The organism is Planktothricoides raciborskii GIHE-MW2 (assembly GCF_040564635.1).
Taxonomy (GTDB): domain Bacteria; phylum Cyanobacteriota; class Cyanobacteriia; order Cyanobacteriales; family Laspinemataceae; genus Planktothricoides; species Planktothricoides raciborskii.
The window spans coordinates 4347748-4368633 of record NZ_CP159837.1 but is presented as its reverse complement, the minus strand read 5'-3'; the positions used below and the strand labels follow the sequence as shown (position 1 = coordinate 4368633).

The 20886-nt window shown below is 40.2% G+C and carries 22 protein-coding genes; 5 read left to right on the top strand and 17 right to left on the bottom strand.

Features of this window, described 5'->3' with window-relative positions:
- Positions 1 to 241: 241 nt before the first annotated feature.
- Entirely contained in the window at positions 242 to 1426 is a 1185-nt protein-coding gene (locus tag ABWT76_RS18725; RefSeq protein WP_354634778.1) for a histidine kinase, read from the bottom strand.
- 291 nt (positions 1427 to 1717) lie between these two features.
- Complete coding sequence (locus ABWT76_RS18720; RefSeq protein WP_354634776.1) at positions 1718 to 2383, bottom strand: ElyC/SanA/YdcF family protein; 666 nt, start codon at positions 2381 to 2383, stop codon at positions 1718 to 1720.
- A 424-nt stretch (positions 2384 to 2807) separates the two neighbouring features.
- Between ABWT76_RS18720 and ABWT76_RS18715 the strand changes: the two genes are divergently transcribed.
- The 4 genes from ABWT76_RS18715 (at position 2808) to ABWT76_RS18700 (ending at position 7509) form a co-directional block, all read left to right on the top strand.
- Positions 2808 to 4073: an ATP-binding protein gene (locus ABWT76_RS18715; protein ID WP_354634775.1), complete on the top strand. Its 1266-nt coding sequence runs from the start codon at positions 2808 to 2810 to the stop codon at positions 4071 to 4073.
- Positions 4073 to 4294 carry an RloB domain-containing protein gene (locus tag ABWT76_RS18710; RefSeq protein WP_054466400.1) on the top strand — a complete coding sequence of 74 codons (222 nt, stop codon included), beginning with the start codon at positions 4073 to 4075 and terminating at the stop codon, positions 4292 to 4294. The genes ABWT76_RS18715 and ABWT76_RS18710 overlap by 1 nt, the downstream gene beginning before the upstream one ends.
- A 246-nt stretch (positions 4295 to 4540) precedes the next feature.
- Positions 4541 to 5428 carry a glutaminyl-peptide cyclotransferase gene (locus ABWT76_RS18705; RefSeq protein ID WP_354634774.1) on the top strand — a complete coding sequence of 296 codons (888 nt, stop codon included), beginning with the start codon at positions 4541 to 4543 and terminating at the stop codon, positions 5426 to 5428.
- Between the two features lie 455 nt (positions 5429 to 5883).
- Positions 5884 to 7509: a thiamine pyrophosphate-binding protein gene (locus ABWT76_RS18700; protein WP_354634773.1), complete on the top strand. Its 1626-nt coding sequence runs from the start codon at positions 5884 to 5886 to the stop codon at positions 7507 to 7509.
- 300 nt (positions 7510 to 7809) lie between these two features.
- Here ABWT76_RS18700 and ABWT76_RS18695 read toward each other — a convergent pair whose 3' ends face one another.
- The 10 genes from ABWT76_RS18695 to ABWT76_RS18650 all read right to left on the bottom strand — a co-directional run bounded on the left by ABWT76_RS18695 (position 7810) and on the right by ABWT76_RS18650 (position 15348).
- Complete coding sequence (locus ABWT76_RS18695) at positions 7810 to 8265, bottom strand: HNH endonuclease signature motif containing protein (RefSeq protein WP_354634772.1); 456 nt, start codon at positions 8263 to 8265, stop codon at positions 7810 to 7812.
- Entirely contained in the window at positions 8262 to 8498 is a 237-nt protein-coding gene (locus tag ABWT76_RS18690) for a hypothetical protein (RefSeq protein WP_054466403.1), read from the bottom strand. The genes ABWT76_RS18695 and ABWT76_RS18690 overlap by 4 nt, the downstream gene beginning before the upstream one ends.
- Before the next feature lie 282 nt (positions 8499 to 8780).
- On the bottom strand, positions 8781 to 9674 hold the full coding sequence (locus ABWT76_RS18685) for a hypothetical protein (protein ID WP_354634771.1): 894 nt from the start codon (positions 9672 to 9674) through the stop codon (positions 8781 to 8783).
- Positions 9675 to 10247: 573 nt separating this feature from the next.
- On the bottom strand, positions 10248 to 10658 hold the full coding sequence (locus ABWT76_RS18680; protein ID WP_354634770.1) for a hypothetical protein: 411 nt from the start codon (positions 10656 to 10658) through the stop codon (positions 10248 to 10250).
- Positions 10659 to 10778: 120 nt separating this feature from the next.
- Entirely contained in the window at positions 10779 to 11618 is an 840-nt protein-coding gene (locus tag ABWT76_RS18675) for a hypothetical protein (protein WP_054466405.1), read from the bottom strand.
- A 46-nt stretch (positions 11619 to 11664) separates the two neighbouring features.
- The gene (locus tag ABWT76_RS18670) at positions 11665 to 12072 is read right to left on the bottom strand and encodes a glycosyltransferase family 9 protein (protein WP_354636424.1); all 408 of its coding nucleotides are present in this window, start codon (positions 12070 to 12072) and stop codon (positions 11665 to 11667) included.
- 227 nt (positions 12073 to 12299) lie between these two features.
- Complete coding sequence (locus ABWT76_RS18665) at positions 12300 to 13544, bottom strand: HEXXH motif-containing putative peptide modification protein (protein ID WP_354634769.1); 1245 nt, start codon at positions 13542 to 13544, stop codon at positions 12300 to 12302.
- Positions 13545 to 13556: 12 nt separating this feature from the next.
- Positions 13557 to 14735 carry a radical SAM protein gene (locus ABWT76_RS18660; protein WP_255353193.1) on the bottom strand — a complete coding sequence of 393 codons (1179 nt, stop codon included), beginning with the start codon at positions 14733 to 14735 and terminating at the stop codon, positions 13557 to 13559.
- A gap of 92 nt (positions 14736 to 14827) precedes the next feature.
- Positions 14828 to 15004, bottom strand: a complete 177-nt coding sequence (locus ABWT76_RS18655; protein ID WP_156331719.1) for a hypothetical protein — start codon at positions 15002 to 15004, stop codon at positions 14828 to 14830.
- A gap of 167 nt (positions 15005 to 15171) precedes the next feature.
- Positions 15172 to 15348 (bottom strand): hypothetical protein, encoded by a 177-nt coding sequence (locus ABWT76_RS18650; protein WP_156331720.1) that lies wholly within the window; start codon positions 15346 to 15348, stop codon positions 15172 to 15174.
- Between the two features lie 215 nt (positions 15349 to 15563).
- On the opposite strand from ABWT76_RS18650, the gene ABWT76_RS18645 reads away from it, so the two are divergent.
- Entirely contained in the window at positions 15564 to 16949 is a 1386-nt protein-coding gene (locus tag ABWT76_RS18645) for an NB-ARC domain-containing protein (RefSeq protein WP_197285285.1), read from the top strand.
- A gap of 122 nt (positions 16950 to 17071) precedes the next feature.
- On the opposite strand, the gene ABWT76_RS18640 is transcribed toward ABWT76_RS18645, so the two are convergent.
- The 5 genes from ABWT76_RS18640 to ABWT76_RS18620 form a co-directional block, all read right to left on the bottom strand.
- Positions 17072 to 17488, bottom strand: coding sequence for a putative toxin-antitoxin system toxin component, PIN family (locus tag ABWT76_RS18640; protein ID WP_354634768.1), 417 nt, complete (start codon positions 17486 to 17488; stop codon positions 17072 to 17074).
- Complete coding sequence (locus ABWT76_RS18635; protein WP_054466410.1) at positions 17485 to 17850, bottom strand: hypothetical protein; 366 nt, start codon at positions 17848 to 17850, stop codon at positions 17485 to 17487. Before ABWT76_RS18635 ends, ABWT76_RS18640 begins: the two co-directional genes overlap by 4 nt.
- 460 nt (positions 17851 to 18310) lie before the next feature.
- Positions 18311 to 18658: a DUF5615 family PIN-like protein gene (locus tag ABWT76_RS18630; protein WP_354634767.1), complete on the bottom strand. Its 348-nt coding sequence runs from the start codon at positions 18656 to 18658 to the stop codon at positions 18311 to 18313.
- Entirely contained in the window at positions 18655 to 18972 is a 318-nt protein-coding gene (locus ABWT76_RS18625) for a DUF433 domain-containing protein (RefSeq protein WP_190877947.1), read from the bottom strand. The genes ABWT76_RS18630 and ABWT76_RS18625 overlap by 4 nt, the downstream gene beginning before the upstream one ends.
- Positions 18973 to 19673: 701 nt before the next feature.
- Positions 19674 to 20696, bottom strand: a complete 1023-nt coding sequence (locus tag ABWT76_RS18620; protein ID WP_190877945.1) for an NAD(P)-dependent alcohol dehydrogenase — start codon at positions 20694 to 20696, stop codon at positions 19674 to 19676.
- Positions 20697 to 20886 lie beyond the last annotated feature (190 nt).

Genomic DNA, 20886 nt, shown 5'->3' with positions numbered 1-20886 from the left:
TCAAAAAAATTTTTTTTTGAGACCATTGTTTTCAGGCAATTGTTTTCAGCAAATTGTTTTCAGCAAATTGTTTTCAGCAAAGTTTTTTGAGGATGCATTCATTGCCAGAATAAACCCTCAGCAGTCAGCCATCGGCGATCGCTTATAGAGGTTTTTATTGGATTACAGAGGTTTTCTGGATTCCCGCGCGGGAATGACAGTTTTTTTTGTACTTCATAACTCCGCTGCTATAATGTCTTTCCTAGGCTTGATAAACCGGCAAAGTAAAGTGAAAAGTGCTGCCTTTTGATAGTTGGGAATCTACCCAAATCTGGCCATATTGACTGCGGATTAACTGTCTACAAACCGATAAACCAATGCCATATCCTTTTTGGCCACGATCTCTTTGTAAACGAAAGTGATCTTTAAAAATCTCCTCCTGATTCTCTGGAGGTATTCCCTGTCCTTCATCAGAAATACTCACTTGAACTTTTTGGCTGGTACGGTGTAAAATGGATATGCGAATGTTGCCCCCTTCAGGGCTATATTTGCCAGCATTATCCAGAAGATTAATCATCACTTGTCGCACCCGTTCTGGATCTGCATAAACCGATGGAAGATCGTTGGGAATGTCTGTCACAAGTTTCAAGGATTTTTTCTCGAATTGATGAGAAAAATCCTCCAATATTTCTTGGCACAAACAGCCCAGGTTTATTTGTTGACGATGCAGATAAAATTGATCGCGATCGCCCCCTGCCGCTTGTAAGATATCTTCGATGAGTCGGTCAATGGCTGTGGCTTGGTTGCGAGCGTGTTGGATTAAGCGGTTGAACAAACTGGGGGCGATCGGGGTTTTTTTCCCATCCGCAGATGTGGTAGCTTTGGTTAAAGTTTCTAAAGCCAAGGAAACCGCCGTTAAAGGATTGCGAATATCGTGAGCTAACATGGCAATCATCTGGTCTTTAAATCGCAGTTGATCCAAGAGTTCTGCTTTTTCCTGTTTCAGCCGAAATACTTCATCGGATAAGCGGATCATTTCCGCTGAGTCTGCCACCGAGCTATTTGTCGCAATCTGAGTGGGTTCATGGTGCTTAACCACACAGTTAGACTCAGACAATTGAGTATTCAGATGCTCTTTTAATGTAGATTGCCAGCGCACCCACCATTTATCTAGTTGGGCGACAATATTATTGCCGGTGAGTACCTGCCTCGGTTCGGGATAAAGTTTCAGCAAGGTGGGGGTGGCAATTAATTTGTAGTGTTCCGCTAAATAGGGTTCTTCAACTACATTGATGATTTCCAGATTGTAGGGAAATTCCGTCCTCCACTGTTTTAGGTAATTGCGGATTTCTTGGATTTGTTCGGCTGAATGTGGACGGCTATCAACGAATAGCAGCAGTTGTAAGGCTAATTTTGTATTCGTGGTTTGATTAGGAATCACGTGCATTTAATCTCATCACAGCGCAGTGGCAGGACTAATTATGAAGATTTTTTAATAAAACGGAAAGGATATGAGTTCAGGTAACTTTGTTTCTTTTTTTTTATATTTTATCTAAATTTGACCCAGATCGATCTGCCAAGGGGTTTATTGTGGGACAAATGGGTTTGGCTGGCTATTCTAATCATCGGGTGATGCGATCGCGCCTTTAAGGATCGCCCCTGGGAAAGTGATTGATAAGATCGATCGTGAGAATTGACTGCTTGATGGGATGGGACTAAAACTTGACAGTTCCATTGCTCAAGAATTTTTTTCCCCCTGATTTAAACCGATGGGTCGAGGACGAGTGAGATGAACTTGCCAAAGCGCCTTGGCGGTGGCCACGATCTCGCGAAGTGTATGATAGCTGATGGAGTCGATCCCGTACCGCCCCCAGTCACGGGTGCCTAAGCCGTTCGCCTGAATACCCATCGCCCGACCAATATAGACTGCGCGGGGTAAGTGAAAATTTTGGGTGACGAATACCGCTTGGGTGATGCCAAAAATTTCTTTTGCCCGGTGACAAGTTTCGTAGGTGCTAAAACCGGCGTAGTCTAAGATGATATCTGCCCTGGGAACGCCCAAGCTTTCGGCATAACTCTGCATGGCTGTGACTTCATCGTAATCAGACCCACGGCGATCGCCACTCATTAGCAGTTTTTTGACTTTTCCCTGCTGGTATAAGGCTACTGCCCCAGTCAGGCGATCTGCTAACATTGGCGTTGGGGTGCCATCGGCCCAAACCCCCGCCCCAAAAACAATTGCTACAGGAGTTTTTGGCACTTTCTCTGGGTCGCGTTCGCGAAATTTTTTGGTGGTCAAATAGACATAGCCACGAAGTGCTAAAGGAATTAAAATTAGGGCGATCGCTAAACTCAGCCAAGGCCAAATTTTTGACCAATTAAGCATTAACCAATGATTTATCATACATCTAGCCTACAAACTTATTTGGTTGTAGCGCAAATTCTGCTCATTTGGCGGCAAAGGGAATCATGGTTTTTCCTATAAGTAGATGTGCATAAATAAATTCAACACAGACCCCATTAGATGCATTGTCATTCCCGCGAATGCGGGAATCCACAGACTATCGGCGGGGAACGAAAAGTGCAATTAATTATGTTCACCTACTTAGTATCAGTAAAATGATATAGCCGTTATGATCCTGATGAAGTACAGAGGTATTCTGGATTCCCGTCGGAAGTACACCCCCGCGAAGGCCGCCATCGGCGGGAATGACAGAGTTTTTTTACTTCATAAATCTGCCAAGTGCTATATACTGAATTAGTCAATATCAGTCAATTTATTAAAATTAAGCAAAATTACTTTTTGAAATTTATCCGGTGACTAAATCATGCTCATTGAATTTACCGTTGGCAATTATCGCTCTTTTAAAGAACCTGTTACTTTTAGTATGGTTGCTGCGGATTTGAATGCCACAGACGATCCCGCTAATCCCGCCTCGGTTTTCCCGGTAAATAGCCAACTCAAGTTACTGAAAAGTGCGGCAATTTATGGAGCAAATGCCAGCGGCAAAAGCAACCTAGCTCGCGCCATGAAATTTATGCAATGGTTTATGATTAACTCTTCCAGGGCAACCCAAACGACTGATAAAATCAAAGTTGAACCCTTTAGATTAAGTCTTGAAACAGAAAACCAGCCGTCTTTTTTTGAAATTGTGATGATTCTCGATGGAAAACAATATCGATATGGATTTGAAGTAACTTCAGAACAAGTAATCTCAGAATGGTTGTTTTATGTTCCCAAAAAACAAGAAACTGAACTATTTAACCGGGTTAAAGATAAAATTATGATGAAAAAAAATCTCAAAGCCGATGGCATCGATAAGAGAACCCGACATAATTCTCTGTTTTTATCGGTTGCCGCTCAATTTAATGTGGCGATCGCCGATAAAATTCTTCAGGGTTTTGACGAGAATGTACATATCATATCTGGCTTAAACGATGGCAACCTATCCGCATATACCGTTGAATGTCTTTTCTCTGACATCAATCGACAAGCGATCGTAAATTTGATTAAAACTCTCGATTTCAATATCAGCAATATACAACTTAAGACTTTTGAACAAAAAGATATTCATTTTCCCGATGAAATCCCAGAGTTTTTCAAGAATTACTTATTTAAAGATAGTGGTAATCAAATGGTTTTTGTGCAAACTTTACATGATAAATTTGATGCAGGGGGAAATATCATTGATCAGGAAAAATTTGATTTACTTGAGCAAGAATCCGAAGGCACCCAGAAAGTTTTTGCCTTGTCCGGTTTGATTGTTGACGTTTTAAAACAGGGACAAACGATGATCGTGGATGAGTTTGACGCTAGACTTCATCCCCTGATTGGTAAAGCGATTATTCAATTATTTAATTCCCCAGACACTAATCCCCACAATGCCCAAATCATTTTGATGACTCACGACACCAATTTATTGGATTCTAAACTTTTTCGGCGCGATCAAATTTGGTTTACTGAAAAAAATCGCTATGGGGCTACTGATTTATATTCTTTAGCAGAATATAATGTTAAAAATGATGCGCCATTTGAACAGGATTATATCAAAGGTCGATATGGTGCTATTCCCTTTATCGGTAATTTAATTTGATGAAAAATATGAATTGCCAGAAAAAATTAGACTCTCTGCTAGGAGATTCCTATCAAAAAAATAGTGATAATATGTATGAAAGGCTACAGAAAAACCAAGCTACAGCGATTAAAAATGCGGAGAAATTGCTTAAGGAGTATGATATTATCGATCCCACTAATAATAATCCTTCGACAACGGTACATTTGCTGGTACAAGAGTTAAATCAGTATATTGTGTAGAATTGTGTAGAGATTTATTTAGGTTAATCTAGGCGTTCGCGAAGCGGCGCGGATGCGCTATCGCGAAGCGGCGCGGATGCGCTATCGCGAAGCGGCGCGGATGCGCCGCTTCGCGCAACTTTTTTCCTAATGAGACTATCTTTTAAAGTAAATGTTTAACATGGTTAGCTGGGGAAAATTTTTCGCTCCTGACAAATAACCAATAACCAATAACCAATCACACCGATTCACCATTAATGGCTACAAATGGCTACAAACTCTCTCTTAACCTCTATTCTCGTGTTTTTTATTGCCCTAACCAGTTCTAGTTGTCTAAAACAAGCACCAAAGACTTCCCAAATTTCAGCGGGAAATGTAGCGGAGATCAATCAAGTTGTTGCCGAAAATACGGTTCAATTGCCGAACCAAACTCCTGAGAATCAAACTCCCAAAATCCCAGTTCAAGGATATAAAATTATCAACACTTATCCCCATGACCCCAAAGCTTTTACCCAAGGATTAGTTTATCATCAAGGGGTTTTTTATGAGGGAACGGGTTTGGAGGGACAATCTTCTTTACGCAAAGTTGAGTTAGAAACCGGCAAGGTTTTACAAATTCATCGTTTAGCCGAGCAAGATTTTGGGGAAGGGATTGTCATTTGGCAAGATAAAATTATTCAGCTTACCTGGACTTCTCAAGTGGGTTTTGTCTACGATTTAGAAACTTTTGAGCAAGTTGGTGAGTTTAATTATCCCACAGAAGGCTGGGGGATTACCCATGATGGGGAAAAATTAATTATGAGTGATGGTACGGATACCCTCTATTTTTTAGATCCAGAAACTTTTGAGGAAATTGGCCAGGTTAAAGTAAAATATGGGAATCAGCCGGTGAACCGATTGAATGAATTAGAATATATTAATGGGGAAGTTTTTGCTAATGTTTGGATGACGGATTTGATTGTGCGAATCGATCCGAAAACAGGTCAAATTGTTGGGGTAATTGATTTATCAGGGTTACATCACGCATCTGGGCAAAAAATGCAAGGAAATGATGTCCTTAATGGTATTGCTTACGATCCAGAAGGCGATCGCCTTTTTGTCACTGGCAAACTTTGGCCAAATTTATATGAAATTGAGTTAGTGCCAAAACCCTAAACCATGAGTGGGCATAAATGGGCGATCGCTCCTAGGGGGAAAGATATTTTTACTTTTTATCTTTCCCTCAAAAAAGATTTAGTATTAGTTATTTGTTATGGGTTATTTGTTATTAGTTATTTGTGGTTGGTTGTTTGTTGTTTGAATCCGATCAAGAATAGCGAATAACCAATAACGGTCAACCGTCAACAGCCAATCATTCTTGACGATTGTAACTGAAATTTTTTTCGGTTTTGATCGCGGGATATCGCCACGATCCGATTAATTCAAGATATAATGTATAAAGGATAACTTTTTTATTGACTCATTAGACTTTTTGCATTAATCAAAGTTTTTCCTCCGATGATGGGGGGAATTGGGAGGGTTCCTTTTTGAAAAGGGACTGGGGGGATCTTTGTTTCATTATGCACTCTTGTCTATGAAGAATTTATGATTAATCAGGATGTTGATTCACTATGCCTAAACTGGGCGAATATATATTTCAAGTATTACACCAATATGGCGTTCAACACGCCTTTGGTATCCCTGGAGATTATGTTTTAAGTTTGTTCGATGTTTTGACTGAAAGCGAGATTCAACCGATTGTGATGACTCACGAGCCTTCTGTGGGTTTTGCCGCAGATGTTTACGCTCGGATTCGAGGTTTGGGGGTGGCTGTAGTCACCTACGGAGTCGGTGGTCTGAATATGATTAATCCGATCGCGGGCGCTTATGCGGAAAAGTCTCCCGTAGTGGTTTTGAGCGGTAGTCCGGGAGTCGGAGAAAGACAAAAGCGAGATTTGCTCCACCACAAGGTCAAAACCTTTGATTCTCAGCGACGGATCTATGAAGAGGTCACGCTTTATGCGGTTACTCTGGACGATCCATTTACGGCAGCCAGAGAAATTCACAAGGCGATCGACTATGCCCTGAAATTTAAACGTCCGGTCTATTTAGAAATACCTCGCGATCGCGTTTATGCAGAAATTGAGCCGATATCCATTCAGCCGCAGCCAATCAAACAAACCGATCCAGAAACTTTGGATGAAGCGATCGCGGAAACCATTGCGATGGTAAATCAGGCCAAATCACCAGTCATTTTGGCTGGGGTTGAACTGCATCGATTCAACTTACAAGAACAATTGCTGATCTTGGCCGAAAAGCTAGGGTGTCCGGTGGTGACAACCGTGCTCGGTAAGAGTGTTTTTCCAGAAGCACATCCGCAGTATCTGGGGATTTACAACGGGGTTTCTAGCAGTCACTTAGTCCAATCTTTAGTGGAAGAATCAGACTGTTTGCTGATGTTGGGTACTTTTCTCACAGATATTAACTTAGGGCTATTCACAGCGCACCTGGATGTAGCCAATGCGATTTCGGTAAATTCTGAAATCATTACGATTAAGCACCACGAATATCACCATATTCTGTTTGAGGATTTTATTCAAAGTTTATGTCATCGGGAGGATTTGCCCCATTCCCAACAGACTTTAGTCAAAGAAATTCGCGATCGGGTGTTCCCAACCACAGAAAAAATTTCTATGGGCGGTCTGATTTACGAACTCAATCAATTCATCGATGAAAATACGGTGTTTTTAGCAGATCCCGGAGACTGTTTGTTTGCCGCTGATGATATCTGGATGCAGGAAGGAACTTCGTTTTTCTGTCCGGCTTATTATGCCAGTATGGGGTTTGCCATTCCAGGGGCGATCGGTGCTTATTTTGCTGATCCATTTCGTCGCCCGATCGCCCTTGTGGGGGACGGTTCATTTCAGATGACCGGCATGGAACTTCTCACCGCCAAGCATTTAGGAATTAATCCGATTGTGATTGTGACAAATAATGCTTCATTTGCCACCCTAAGAGCAATGGGACACCAAGAAGCAAAGTATGTCAATATCCCCACATTAGACTATGCTAAATTAGCTGAATTGATGGGGGGCAATGGTTTTGCGATTGAAACGCGATCGCAGTTCCGAACAGCGTTGCATGAAGCAAAAAAACGGGATAATTTTAGCATTCTTGATGTTCGTTTATCCCCGGAAGATATCTCTCCTGGGTTACAAAAATTATGCAATGTATTTGCTAAAACTTTGAAGGGTTGATCTGGTGTTCAATAATCCGCATTCCGCGAATCCAAGGTTTACCACTTCGTTTACCGGGTGCGATCGTGATGATTTCTTGATAGTTCATCGTCATGCTTACCTCTCGTTTAAATATTAGACAAGAGTGCAAAATAAATATCTCGATCCCCCCAACCCCCCTTAAAAAAGGGGGCTTTTAAGAATTTTGCATTCTTGTCTATCGTTTCACACAAGCCATTGTAACCACTGCACCAATATGGATGTTGTCACAGTATTTTCAACAGCGTAAGTAGCCCTTAATTCATGGTACAAATAAACTGACTACTCAAGCTGCCGGGGATCCGCTGAGGGGGGATGCCAACCAGCCTGAACCCATAGCGCACGGGCTTCTTGGATAGAACGTTCTCCTGTATAGCGTTCATCGTTGAGGTCAAGACGCTCGCAAGTGGCTCTACCTATGGGAGTTGTGCCAACAATCTTTGTGCCGTCTGCGTTCCAGATGAAGTGGTCAGACCATTGTTGTTGACGGGGATTAAATAAGGGCAGAATTGCTGAGGTTTCTACATCCCGACCCACAATAAAGTTATAACGACGCTGATTACAGCGGCTGCAAGCCAGAGCTAGGTTATCAGAATTGTCAGAGTCCCCCAGCGATCGCGGTTGGATGTGATCGATGGTGAAACGAGAGGTGCTGATTAGTTCTGGAGAGTGGCAATATTCGCACAGGTAGCCAGCGCATTTTCGCACCAGTTGTTTGGTCAATTCATTAATAGTCATTGCTGGGCAATCAAGAGAGAATTGAGGTAGGTAAAGATGCGGTCAAGTTCCCCGATGGCATTGAGTTCTGCCTCTTCTTCTAGGGTCAAGTAACCTGTTTTGTTCTTTTCTAGTAGGTCTTCGAGGCGAGATTGTAATTCGTCAGTAAATTTGAAGAGTAGAAGGCGATCGATCTTCTCAACTTTAATGCCCGTTTCCAGCAAGGATGGTGGGCTAATCATTACTTGAATCATAATTTTGCTATTTTAGTACAATCCACTAGGTTAACTCTAGCAAATTCTGTAAAGGGCTATGGCCATTTAATTAACCCCTGAGTGCTGATCCTGCCCAATTTTGAGAAAAAAAGAAAGCCTTAGAGACTTTCCCATCAGGTGAATATCACAAATTTTTACTGATTTGCTCGCATAATGACAAATTTGCCTTTGGTGACAAAGCCTTTATTAATAGCATATCTAGCTGCCCCCCAGAAAACACTATATTGCTCTTAAAATACTTTTAACGCCCCGACAAGATAATTACTCGAATGCTTCGCCCTTACTAATATGAGACGATCCCCCAGATTCTCTTAGGGCTTGCACAAGTAAATCTGTTAACTTTAATCTTTTCCCCCATTCTTGAAGATAGTCAAAATCGAGTTTTTTCCCTTGTAATTTTAAGACACCCAAGATATCTCGCCACTGTTTTTGGGATTCGCTGTTAGCCATCCGAAACCAGAGAAGTTTTTGCAGTATTGTATCTTCCGGTGTGCAGAGATAAAAAGATTTACTCATATCTCCATCAGGACAGTGAAGTACACGACGAGACATTTGGGAAAGGGAAAATTCATCGTCTTTCATCACAAAAATGTCTGCTTTTTCGGTTGTAGTCAAATGGATAACATTAAAGGATGAAGTCTTTCTATTCACAGCTTCTTCTACAGCGATATCGCTGATATAAAATTGATCGGCGATCGCCTTAATTAGTGACTGAATCTGACTAGCTTGGATGTTGACTACTAAATTTAAATCCTGTGTAAGTCTGACTTCTCCTTGGAGAGAACTAGCAACTGAGCCTCCTACATAATAAGGGATGTCCAATGAATTCAAGATAGATGCTAACTCAAGTGCTAACCAAATTGGATCTTCTATCATTAAATCTCCCTGATATGTTAAACCAGATAAAAATTTAGCCCATTTCTCTCCTAAACGCTTTCTGATATAGTGTTGTCTGATTGTATCTGTTGAAGCATTAGGAAACTGACTTTTAATCCCTGCTAATGCCAATATAGCCCCTCGTTTTGCTATGCGCTTAAACAGAGATTCTTTTTGGCTGGGAGTCATTTTTCGCCAGAGTTTAAACTGTACTTGTTCAGCTTCAATCGAAGTATCTATAGATTGTGTTCGGTAGTTAATCCGGTTGATAACTGTCATAGTTAGCCTCGGTAAAGCCATCAGTTAGGTGTTTAATTCTCACCCTTGAGCCTATGGGTTAGTCTAACATAAGGAATTGATTTTGCCCAAGAGAAAAAAAGAAAGTCTTAGAGACTTTCCCATCAGGTGAATATCACAAATTTTTACTGATTTGCTCGCGTAATGGCAAATTTGCCTTTGGTGACAAAGCCTGCGATCGCTCACTTTAATTGATCGGCATTACTTACCAATACTAGCCAGAACATCAGCCCCTATTTGAGCAATAATGCCCTCCTCGCAAGCAAAGAAACCAGGTTGCTTCACAAATATCTGGTTAATCAGATAAAAGTTATCACAGAAACCCGGTTTCTCCTCTCAGAGGCGATTCCACCCAGCGAATCCCGACGCGGGAATCGCACCTCAAGCAAAAGAAACCGGATTTTTTCAAAAACATAGGATTTACAACTTCTGCTATAGATACTGATTTGCTAGACGTTTTCCCAAAACGAGTCCATTCAAAATTATCTAAAGGTCTCAAAACAATCAAGCACAATAAAAATCTTAAGCAAGTCAGCCATATTCTAATGATTTTATTTATATATCAGGCCGATCTATGATTTGTTTTAAAGCATTAAGAAATTTACCATTAAGATTCATAAAATCCTCCCACTTAAAGCCGCCAAACTCATCTCCCCAACCATGTGGAAGAAATACTTGACGATCGTCTAGCTTGAACCATTCTGCCGCCTCATGAAGTTCAAAACTTGCCACAAGGTTCGCAAAAGCGTGTAAGGCATCTGATGATGTTATGATAGCTGACAATTTTACTGTGTTATTAATTGTTAAACCAGCCTCTTCACCCTTTTCTTGAGAATTAGGTAACGATGGACATCTAAGTGAAATAAAAGCTTTTTCGTTATCTATTCGACGGATTGAAAAGGTGTACCCTGGCTTATACGATATTCTTTTTGCTAACTCACTTAATATCAGAAAATTTTCTTCCATGATCTTCACTATGTTGTTTGCTTAGTAATTAGACCAGCATTAACTGGCTTATTGCAATGTTCCTGTCTACTTATTTAGGTTTCGCGTAATCTAGTAAGAGGGATTGAGTGGGGGATCGCACTACATAACAACACTTTGCTGTACTCTACCCTGGTAATCAAAAATAGATCGCAAGGTGAAAAATACATCAAGACTATTTGTTCCCTCCGTACACCCATCATGAGTAATATGTTCTGTAGGAGCTATATAAGCCTCTCCTGGTTCTACTTTTAATTTAACAACAGGATAATTTGGGAAACGCTGCATAAATGCCCTGCAAATTCTTGAACTACCCGAAGTTTCACTAACTAGATTACCATCAACTTTAACAACCAATCTATAAAGCTGCTGAATTGATAGATTGATGAATAAAAAATAGCGGGGTTCAGAGCCAAGATTGATTAAGATTCGATCGAGCGATGAACCACGCGGATTATCAATGTGGAGACCAACTCGGCAATCTCTATTGCCAACAGTTACAGTCATCTGGTTAGGGGCATTCCACCCAATTCCATATTTAGTTAGGTCTGCACTTTGAAGACGGAAGGTTTCAATATGATCCTGAATTAGACTGATCCCTTTCTTAACCCGATATTTTTGTAAAAAATAGTTCAAGTTTTTCTGGTTTTTGACACTACTTATCTCATTAAAATGACCTAAAATATTTTGAGGAATACTGAAAACACTTACATAAAGATTTGATGAATTATCAAGTTGACTGCTGAAAAGTATTTGTTGTTCTAACTCGGTAAGTTTTCGCCACGGTAATCGAGGGATAATTGCATCCCGACAGTAAGGAGTAGAACATCGATCTGTTGAAACACTAGCTTCCTCTGTTCCTGAACTTAATAAAACTCGCTCTGACAAAATTATGTTATTATAACTCGGAAATATTTTTACCCCTTCAATAAGTTGATACATATATTATTTACTTCTAGATAGTATAAACTCAAAATTTGCTGGTAAACTAACATAAGCACATCAGAGCGTCAAAGACCTGTTGTGATGTAATAGATGTAATAGAATCAGAAGTAATATGTTTATGGGGGGCAAACCGAAAACCCCATTTTTGGGTATTAGTTGGTCCAAAAATACCTACTCCTGGTACACGAAATAAGTCCGCAGCATGAAGCATACAGGAGTCAACACCCAGGAAAAGGTCAGCAACACTTAATAAAGCAAATGATAATTCTAGAGGAATGCCAGATACATCAAAAATTCGATTTTTATAATATGCCAATTCCAAAGGTAAGTTGTGATGCATACCTAAAATAATAACTATGTAGTCAGTCTGAACTGACAAAAATTTATCTATTGTCCTTATGAATTTGTCGGCTGACCATATTTTTCTTGGCTTAGTATCTGTGTGTACAATGAATGAGTAGTTTATTTTTTTTCATAGACACTTTTAAATCTTGAACTAGCGTTAAATATTTTTTTATATAGGTAAAATTACTAAAATATTCAATGTTAATTTGAGAAATGATAATCGACCTGAGAAGATGTTATAAAGCGCACGAACAGCTGGTAATGCGATAAGGTCATCGCCAATACCATTAGCAAAAAAAACTACTGGCTGCTTAAAATTTTTAGGATATAGCATCAGCTATTTTTACCTTCTTTAACTACAGAATGTAAATTATCAACACAAGCACTAACTAAAAGCTTGCCTGCATCAGTCAACGCTTCAGACTTTATTAAACCTTGATAAGCTACATCGGCAAAACTAAGTGTTTCAACCCAGTAACTCTCAGCTTGCGAGTACAAATTTCCCGATGAAAAACAAGGAGAAGATAAAAGTTTAGTCCATACAGCCGCTCCTGCTGAAAAGGTCATTAGAGCATGAATAACCTGTCTGAGGGGCCGGTTTCTGTTTTTCCAGGGAGAGAAGACCTCTGGTGAATTCCCGTCTGTTGTGTAAAGGCGCACATTTTTTTCTACCAGATTAACTTTAGTATGGAAAAACTCATGCACCATTTGTACGCATAAGTGGCATCTTTCTTCGAGCCGATCGATTTCAGAATCGAAGTCCTGCCAAGCCCAACCAGGCAATGATGATACAGAACCAGCTTTGCGTGTAGTAGGAGAGTAACGAGGCAAAACAGTGTAAACCTTCATCGCCCGACTCATACTTACACCAAGCCCCATATCTAAGAATGGAAGTATGTCTAAGCAGAGCCGGATCTCATTATGCCTAGTGTTGACAACTGTGATACTATCAACATAGTTTTTTTCAATAAAGTTAAACTCATTTCCCGCTGCGGCTGGTTGAGTTATCGCTGTGGAAATACGAATTCCTGACCGTGTAAAGCTGTCTGGCAGCCAAGTTATGCAATCAGATCGATCGTCAAACAGTAGGTTAATCATTTGTTCTGTAATTTCTCCTAGATCGCTATCTCGCTTTACAGCCGCAACGCCAGCTAAGGTAGGAAAGCAAACAAGAGAGCCAACAGTGACCTTTACTTTTTTGAGAGGTTCTAACCCTAAACTAAAGCCTCCACTCAGCGGTGAAAACAAAGCATAGAAATCGATTAGGCAATCGTTAATACTATCAGTTTCACTGTTGACATAAGCTTGGAAAAGTGAGCCAGATTTTGCTTCAAGTTCCCTATATTGCAGAAATAAACCGCTCAATATATTCACGTCTTCACTTTGCTTGAGAAGCGCCGCCGCTAACTCATAACCTTGATTGCTAAGAATATGCAGCATAGCTAGGTGTCGAGTAGCTGACTGATCGGCATATTCAATTAAAGCATTTTGATAGAACAGTTGAGTGTCATCTAACTTACAGGTCAATTCCAAGTCAACAGTCCCAATTTTAGTTTCTTGCTTTGGACAAATGCTCATAACTTAATGTTTTTATGAGATAGCTGAAAGTTCAGTGGATAAGTAATTTCTGATATGCTCGATGAGAATCATCATATCTTCGCAATAAACTGATTCCCTATTAAAGCCATTTTGGGAACTATAACGATGAGGAAGATATCCGCCACCACAAATTTCAAATAATTGACAATCAAAACACTTCTGAGGTGCAGAAAAACGTTTTATAGATAGTGCTTTGACGAGAGGCAAAGACTCTAAAGTCTCAATCGGATCGGATTCCAGCGACATCCCTGTTTTGGTTGCGCCATGATAGGCTGTTTTGAGAACATCTAGCCCGTGATAAGTGCCATCGGTTTCAACTATGATTACTCCATTACTTAATGCCCCATAGGAATCAAATCCTCTCTGTCCACCCATTAAAAGCTTCATTAGAGTTCTGAATATACGAACTTCCATACTGGTTTCTGAAGCTATCCAATAATCGAAAAGAGAGGATAGCCATCGACCAAAAGTTCCTGGGGGATACTTATCGTATGGAAAAGTATCATAGTTAAAGTCGGGTAGAAGAAAATCTATAGAAGTGGTGTTGAATTTTTCAAAAAATGTCAATAGATCATAAGGATCTATTTCTGGATTGGCAACGGTGAGAAAACCTCCAAACACAGACGCGCCAGACTTGGGATTACGCAACTTTTCTACACCAGCTATAACTTGAGAAAAGCTTCCATTTCCTTTTGCGTCAACTCGCATACGATCGTTCCATTCTTGCGGTCCATCAATACTTACACCCGCACGAACATTAAAGTCTTGGAGTACCTGCACAATGTCATCGTCTACCAGCGTTGCATTCGTTTGAAGTCCGAATCCGAACTTTACATCCGCTTCAATATCATGAAAATTATTCGACAAAATTGTGAAGAACTCTCTAAGTCTAGCGGCTCCGAGTAGAAGAGGCTCACCACCATGAAAGACCACAAGAATCTGTTTTAACTCACGAATACGAACATAGCTGCTGAGACGATCTGCTAGAAGCTGGATCGTCTCAGCAGTCATAAAGACTGGCTGATCTCGCCAAGTTTGATCTGGGTGTTCGTACATATAGCAATAAGAACACTTGAGATTGCAACGACTCACGACTTTAACTACAAAAGTTGTTATCGGTCGCACTTCGTAAAACTCAGTTCTCTGGGGTAGAAGCAACTCAAGTGACATAAATCTTTCCTTTAAAGCTACATTATTGAAAAACCAAATCATTTTTGGCTAAAAGCCTTTTAAGCCAAGCACTTTCTCTGTAAAAAGCAAACTCAATCTTTATTGTGGCTACTGAAATCACGCCAAGCAATTGGCTCTTTGCCCATCCGTTCCGCTTGAATCGCTTGAATTGCGGCTACAACTTTTGGGTTTATTTTCTGTAGCTGTTCTTCTTTCAACTCATTAACTGCAAGTTTAGTAACAGGTTTATTTCCTTGATAAACGGTCATTTATTTTCCTCACTCATTAATTAAATGGATGTACAAATCAGTTTTCCGGGAGATCAGCAACTCAAGTGACATAAGTATTTCGTGTTTCGTCGAAGCTGCTCTGAAAAACAAAATAATTTTTGGCTAAAAGCCTTTGAAGCCAAGCACTTTCTTTGGAAAAAGCCGACTCAACTTTGATTGTGACTACTGAAATCACGCCAAGCAATTGGCTCTTTGCCCATCCGTTCCGCTTGAATCGCTTGAATTGCGGCTACAACTTTTGGATTTATTTGCTGTAGCTGTTCATCTTTAAAATCGCTCCATGTCAGTTGAGCAACAGGTTGAGAACTCTGATAAACAGTCATTTATCTTCCTTTAGATTTGATTGATTGAGTTGAGGACTCCCCCATTTTCCTTGCTAATGAAATCTTTGTCTAGTCTCAAAATGTCCTATTTTGCCGCCAACTTTTTCCTGCTTTTATTCTCTTTCAATCTACTTTTGTATTAAAATATCTCAAAATATACTAAAATGTCTAACACTGTGCTATAATACACAAAATGCTCGCACCTACCTGACCCAATGAATATTAAAGAAATGTTACATATAGCTGATAAGGTAGTCTTGGAGAAAACCGGTCAACACCTTGACGATTTACAAGAAGCGATACTGCGCGGAACTCTACAACGTAAAACATATAAGCAAATAGCTAAAGATTTTGACTGTTCAGAAAGTCGTGTTAGGAATGCAGGTTCGCAATTATGGCAGATACTTTCAGAAGAATTGGGAGAAGATGTTAGTAAAACCAATTTTCGAGCGGCAATTGAAAGGTTACAAAACTATAATGTTGTGAACTTTGCACAAAGAGTGACACAAAACGTGAGTGGTAGTTTTAACATATGTGGCGAAACTAGACACCTACCCGATATACCAAACTCACATCGACCTAATGAAGAAACAACTAACACAAAACAAACTAAAACATCGCATCACGATTTAAGCGAGATGCCGGAGTTGGGTGCTTTCTACTCACGCACTCCCGAACTCGACACTCTCACCTCCTGGATGATACAACAACGCTGTCGCCTCATAGCCCTCACGGGTATCTGCGGCATCGGCAAAACATCTCTAGCAGTACAACTCGTACAGCAGATAAAAGATGAGTTTGAGTATGTAATTTGGCGCACTATAGACGCATCGCACACCCTCGACGAATTTGAACACGAACTAATTCAGTTTTTCTTGCAGTCAGAAAAGCTGGATTCTTCTGCAACTAATCCCAAACGCTTACCTCTGATTAAATATTTACAAAAATATCGCTGTTTAATTATCTTAGATGACGTTCACCACCTTTTCTGTAGTGGCGAATTGGCAGGACAGTATAAGCCTGAATATGAAGAATATAGAGCGTTCTTGAAACAGATAGAAAAATTATCTCATCGAAGTTGCTTTCTGCTCATCGGTTGGGAACAACCGAGGGAATTTCCTCAAATTACCAGTAAAAATAGCCCGATTCAAACTTTACAACTCATGGGTTTAGATGTTGAAGCTAGTGCTGAAATTATCAAAGATCATGGATTAGGACAAATTGACCACTACTCAAGACTTATTCATGACTATCAAGGCAACCCTTTATGGTTAAAAAGCGTGGCGACTATCATTCAAGAGTTGGGAGTAAGTATGACTGATTTACTACCAGATGATACTCTATTGTTACCAGAAGATTTGAAGGATGTTTTACAGCAACAATTTAGTCGCTTATCGGCCAGAGAAAACGTAGTAATGTCTTTATTAGCAACAGTAAGAGAACCAATTAATCTGGCAATGTTAGCAGAAAATAGTGAAGTTATGTTGTCAGATTTATTTAATGTCCTACATTCTTTATCGCGCCGTTGCTTGATACAGCAGGAAGGTAGTTGTTATCTTTTACAACCCGTATTGAGAGAATATATCAAAACCGAATTATAATATCTGGGCAGTCAGACAAAAGTTATCACAGAAACCCGGTTTCTCCTTGAACTCAACTAATTCGCGCTAACAGTACCTCAGTTGAACTTGGTAATATTCTGGATTAATATTGTTACTCATATCTACTTATCCTTATCAATAAATAAAGTTTTGAATAAAGATACAGAAATAATTAAAGTATTTCCGATTTCTTGAATTTCCTCAAAATCTCGATCGCCAGTAATTAAAAAGTCAGCGTCAGCAGCAATTGCACATTCAATGAGTTTAGCATCTTTGGGATCTCGCTCAAAATGAACCTTTTGCTGAAGATTAACTAAGATAGTTACCTGATCGATTAAATCTAGCCATCTTTGTTTTTGTTGTGAATTTAACTTAAGTTTAGGACGATTTAACACCTGGACGTATTCATCTAAAATAGATGGAGAGACAATCCATTCATAATCAGAAGAAGCAATAATAAAATTAATCACTTCTTCTGGTTTTCTCCCTGATATTGCCGCCGATATTAAGATATTAGTATCAATAATAACTTTTTTCATTCTCCTCTCCGATAAGCATTAATTTCTTCTTGAATTTCTGCATCGGTGAGAGGACGATCGGCGTGTAAAGCTTGAGTTTCTTTACATAACTGTGTAAATTCTTGGGCTAACTCCTGTCTTTGAGGATCGGAAGTTTGATTTTGATTGTTGACTCTCTCTCTACTTAATTGTTCAAGTTTTTGGTTTAATAATTTTTGAGCAGATTCACTTCCTCTAATTTCTAAGATCTCTTGAGATTTTTCTTGTTTAACTAAAGCTTCAAAAGCTTTAGAAATTAGCTCCTGATAATTTTTATATTTACCTGTTTTAATTTGCTCTTCTAAAAACTTTTCTTGTTCATTGGTTAAAGTAATTGTAACCATTTAAACCTCCTGATTTGTTGAATAATATTGTAGTTTATATTAGATTACATGAGTTAATGAGTCTCAAAATATTGACGATATAATTGACAGCTTACAATCACTGAGCGATCGCCCCACCCAAAGTAAAGGCGAGAATAATTATCAAAAATAGCCTGAATCCTTTCGGAGCATTGTAGCATTTTTTCTATCAGCCATTAAATTTGGCAATAATAATTTACATAAACCCCTAATAGCCATGTCCTGAATTGCGACTTTCGCAACAATAAAATTGTTTTTAGTCGGCAAAGCGAACCGTTTGCGATCGCACCTCAAGCAAAAAAACCGGGTTTATTCACAAATATCTGGGTAGTCAGATAAAAGTTATGACATAAACCCGGTTTCTTTCGCACCCCAAACAAAGAAGCCTTTCTTCAAATAGAAGAAATCTGTCATTCTCGCGAGGCAATCATGCAAAAATTGATTACAAAGGTAGGTATTGAACTTGGTTAACTAAATCTTCTGGTTCACTGGATTTGGCAATGATTTCTAAGTCCCTCACGCATTCACCAACAGTTACATACTGTTGGTGTCCGTAAATCACTCCACTAAATTTTACCCCCTCTTGCTGCCGACAGTTGGCTATGACTAAAAACTCATCATCTTGGGTAAAGATAACGCGATTGAGTTCGGTGGCGCGATCGAGTAAAGTAGAATCAGGACTGCCCGTTCTACCATCTTCTTGTACTGTAATAACGTCTATACCCCGCAATTTTAAACCATTAGTAATTGCTCGACGAATATGCTCATCCATGTACAAAGCTATGGTCATTTAATTAGCCCCTGAGTGCGAAGTTTTTTAGCCAAAGCGGATTCGCCAGCTTCTTGACGTAACTTTTCAACTCTTTCAAATCGTTGCTGAATATCGGCATCTAGTTCTTCTTTGTGATCCCAATAGTAAGCTAATGCCGAATAAATTTGACTCATGGTTAAATAGGGATGTTGAAATTTAATTTCTTCGGGACTCCAGCCAAAAGCTAGATAACCGGAAATTACTTCAATGACTTTCATCGTTGTTCCGGCAATGTAGGGAACGCTGTTTTCATTTAGTTCTATATATTTGTATTGAGTAGCAGTTAAGTTCATTTGGCCTCGTTACTGAATTAAGTACATTGCTTCAGAGATGACTTATTTTTAAGTCTAACATAAGGAATTTATTCTGCCCAAGAGAAGAAAAGAAAGCCTGGGAGATTTTACGACAAATGCTTAGTCGGTTCGATCGCACCTTGTAGGGGCATTCTAGGGGCGCAATCTTTGCGTTTGCAAATAATTTATGGGTTATGTGAATTTTTTTGGGGAATGCTTCACCCCTACTAATCAGAAGAACTCTGTATGAAATAAACCCGGTTTCTCTTCTCAGGGTAGAGGCGATCGCACCTCAAGCAAAGAAACCGGGTTGCTTCACAAATATCTGGGTAGTCAGACAAAAGTTATGACAAAAACCCGGTTTATCTCGCACATCTTTGTGTGCCAAAATCACCGCCGCGCCTAACCCACCCTAGGAAGGTTTTGGTGGGACGACGGCGCGGAGCAAAGGCGATCTGTTTTGTCCCAAAATCACCGCCGCGCCAAGTGGCAACGCCCGACGGGGGATTTATCCCCCGCCGGGTTTTGCCAGGAGTGCAAGATGTCGGTTTTTAACCAACCCCCGCCTTCAGGGGGTAGGCTTGAGCTATGAGGCTGGTTTTGGTGGGACGACGGCGCGGAGCAAAGGCGATCTGTTTTGTCCCAAAATCACCGCCGCGCCTAACCCACCCTACGAAGGCTTTTACCCCAACCATTAAGCATCATTCAGATAACAACACAATCCGATAACGGGCTTTATTAGCCGCTACCTTGTCCATTGCCTCATTCACCTGACTTAAAGGCATGGTTTCTATCATCGGTTTAATTTGATTAATCGCCGCAAATTCTAACATTTCCCGCATAAACCGGCGACCACCGACGACGCTACCCACCACAGATTTTTGGCCAAAAATTAAGGGAATTAATGGCACATTTAGACTGGAAACGGGAATGCCTACAAAACACAACACGCCATTATTAGCTAATAGGCTAAAGGCAACATCCCAGTCTGTTTCGGCGGAAACTGTAGAAACCACTAAATCCAAAGTGCCGGTGACTGCTTTCATCTCTTCAGCGGTGCCCCATTTTTGATAATGATGGGCACCAAATTCTTTGGCTTGGGCTTCTTTATCCGCAGAGGTAGAAAATGCGGTCACTTCTGCTCCCATTGCCCGGGCAAATTTAATGGCTAAATGTCCCAGTCCACCAATTCCCATTACCCCAACTTTCGTCCCCGGATGTTTAATATAGGTGCGTAAGGGAGTGTAAACGGTAATTCCGGCACACAATAATGGTGCAGCACTGGCAGAGTCTAAAGCATCGGGAATTTTATAAGTGAAATCTGCGTTCACTCGCAGGCGATCGGCAAATCCGCCATAGTTGCCCACAATTAGACCTGTATAGCCTTGACGACAGATATTTTCTTCCCCTTGCAAGCAGTGGTCGCAAGTCCGGCAGGAGTTACGGATCCAGCCCACTCCCACGCGATCGCCTTTTTGGAGATGGGTAACTTTTTCTCCCACTTCCGTCACGACTCCCACAACTTCATGCCCTGCGACTAGGGGAAATTGAGTCACTCCCCAGTCATTATCTCTCATGTGAATATCCGTATGGCACAGACCATTATGAGTCACGCGAATTTCTATTTCATTGACTTGTAAGGGGGCGGGTTCATATTCCCAAGGTTGTAGCTTTTCCCCGGCGTTTAAGACGGCATAAGCCTTGAACTTTGTAGCTTCGGTCATAGTAATTTTTCCCGAAATTGTCTTAAATATATACTAGATATTTTATCAACTCTTTTTTGGTAAATACCTAAAATTTAATTAAATCTACAGAAACAGGATGCAAATATGAAATGCTGCCAACATTAATCGATCCGTTATTTTGCCAGAGGTCTTTTGAACTGGTTAAGCTTTGATTAATTGTCTAAAATTA

What these genes read in the sequence shown, in the direction of transcription:
- ABWT76_RS18620 (WP_190877945.1), bottom strand. Translation starts at nt 20,696, where the DNA reads ATGACCGAAGCTACAAAGTTCAAGGCTTATGCCGTCTTAAACGCCGGG.
- ABWT76_RS18680 (WP_354634770.1), bottom strand. Translation starts at nt 10,658, where the DNA reads ATGGAAGAAAATTTTCTGATATTAAGTGAGTTAGCAAAAAGAATATCG.
- ABWT76_RS18700 (WP_354634773.1), top strand. Translation starts at nt 5,884, where the DNA reads ATGCCTAAACTGGGCGAATATATATTTCAAGTATTACACCAATATGGC.
- ABWT76_RS18720 (WP_354634776.1), bottom strand. Translation starts at nt 2,383, where the DNA reads ATGATAAATCATTGGTTAATGCTTAATTGGTCAAAAATTTGGCCTTGG.
- ABWT76_RS18675 (WP_054466405.1), bottom strand. Translation starts at nt 11,618, where the DNA reads ATGTATCAACTTATTGAAGGGGTAAAAATATTTCCGAGTTATAATAAC.
- ABWT76_RS18725 (WP_354634778.1), bottom strand. Translation starts at nt 1,426, where the DNA reads ATGCACGTGATTCCTAATCAAACCACGAATACAAAATTAGCCTTACAA.
- ABWT76_RS18685 (WP_354634771.1), bottom strand. Translation starts at nt 9,674, where the DNA reads ATGACAGTTATCAACCGGATTAACTACCGAACACAATCTATAGATACT.
- ABWT76_RS18655 (WP_156331719.1), bottom strand. Translation starts at nt 15,004, where the DNA reads ATGACCGTTTATCAAGGAAATAAACCTGTTACTAAACTTGCAGTTAAT.
- ABWT76_RS18630 (WP_354634767.1), bottom strand. Translation starts at nt 18,658, where the DNA reads ATGACCATAGCTTTGTACATGGATGAGCATATTCGTCGAGCAATTACT.
- ABWT76_RS18645 (WP_197285285.1), top strand. Translation starts at nt 15,564, where the DNA reads ATGAATATTAAAGAAATGTTACATATAGCTGATAAGGTAGTCTTGGAG.
- ABWT76_RS18625 (WP_190877947.1), bottom strand. Translation starts at nt 18,972, where the DNA reads ATGAACTTAACTGCTACTCAATACAAATATATAGAACTAAATGAAAAC.
- ABWT76_RS18710 (WP_054466400.1), top strand. Translation starts at nt 4,073, where the DNA reads ATGAAAAATATGAATTGCCAGAAAAAATTAGACTCTCTGCTAGGAGAT.
- ABWT76_RS18635 (WP_054466410.1), bottom strand. Translation starts at nt 17,850, where the DNA reads ATGGTTACAATTACTTTAACCAATGAACAAGAAAAGTTTTTAGAAGAG.
- ABWT76_RS18640 (WP_354634768.1), bottom strand. Translation starts at nt 17,488, where the DNA reads ATGAAAAAAGTTATTATTGATACTAATATCTTAATATCGGCGGCAATA.
- ABWT76_RS18705 (WP_354634774.1), top strand. Translation starts at nt 4,541, where the DNA reads ATGGCTACAAACTCTCTCTTAACCTCTATTCTCGTGTTTTTTATTGCC.
- ABWT76_RS18715 (WP_354634775.1), top strand. Translation starts at nt 2,808, where the DNA reads ATGCTCATTGAATTTACCGTTGGCAATTATCGCTCTTTTAAAGAACCT.
- ABWT76_RS18660 (WP_255353193.1), bottom strand. Translation starts at nt 14,735, where the DNA reads ATGTCACTTGAGTTGCTTCTACCCCAGAGAACTGAGTTTTACGAAGTG.
- ABWT76_RS18650 (WP_156331720.1), bottom strand. Translation starts at nt 15,348, where the DNA reads ATGACTGTTTATCAGAGTTCTCAACCTGTTGCTCAACTGACATGGAGC.
- ABWT76_RS18665 (WP_354634769.1), bottom strand. Translation starts at nt 13,544, where the DNA reads ATGAGCATTTGTCCAAAGCAAGAAACTAAAATTGGGACTGTTGACTTG.
- ABWT76_RS18695 (WP_354634772.1), bottom strand. Translation starts at nt 8,265, where the DNA reads ATGACTATTAATGAATTGACCAAACAACTGGTGCGAAAATGCGCTGGC.
- ABWT76_RS18690 (WP_054466403.1), bottom strand. Translation starts at nt 8,498, where the DNA reads ATGATTCAAGTAATGATTAGCCCACCATCCTTGCTGGAAACGGGCATT.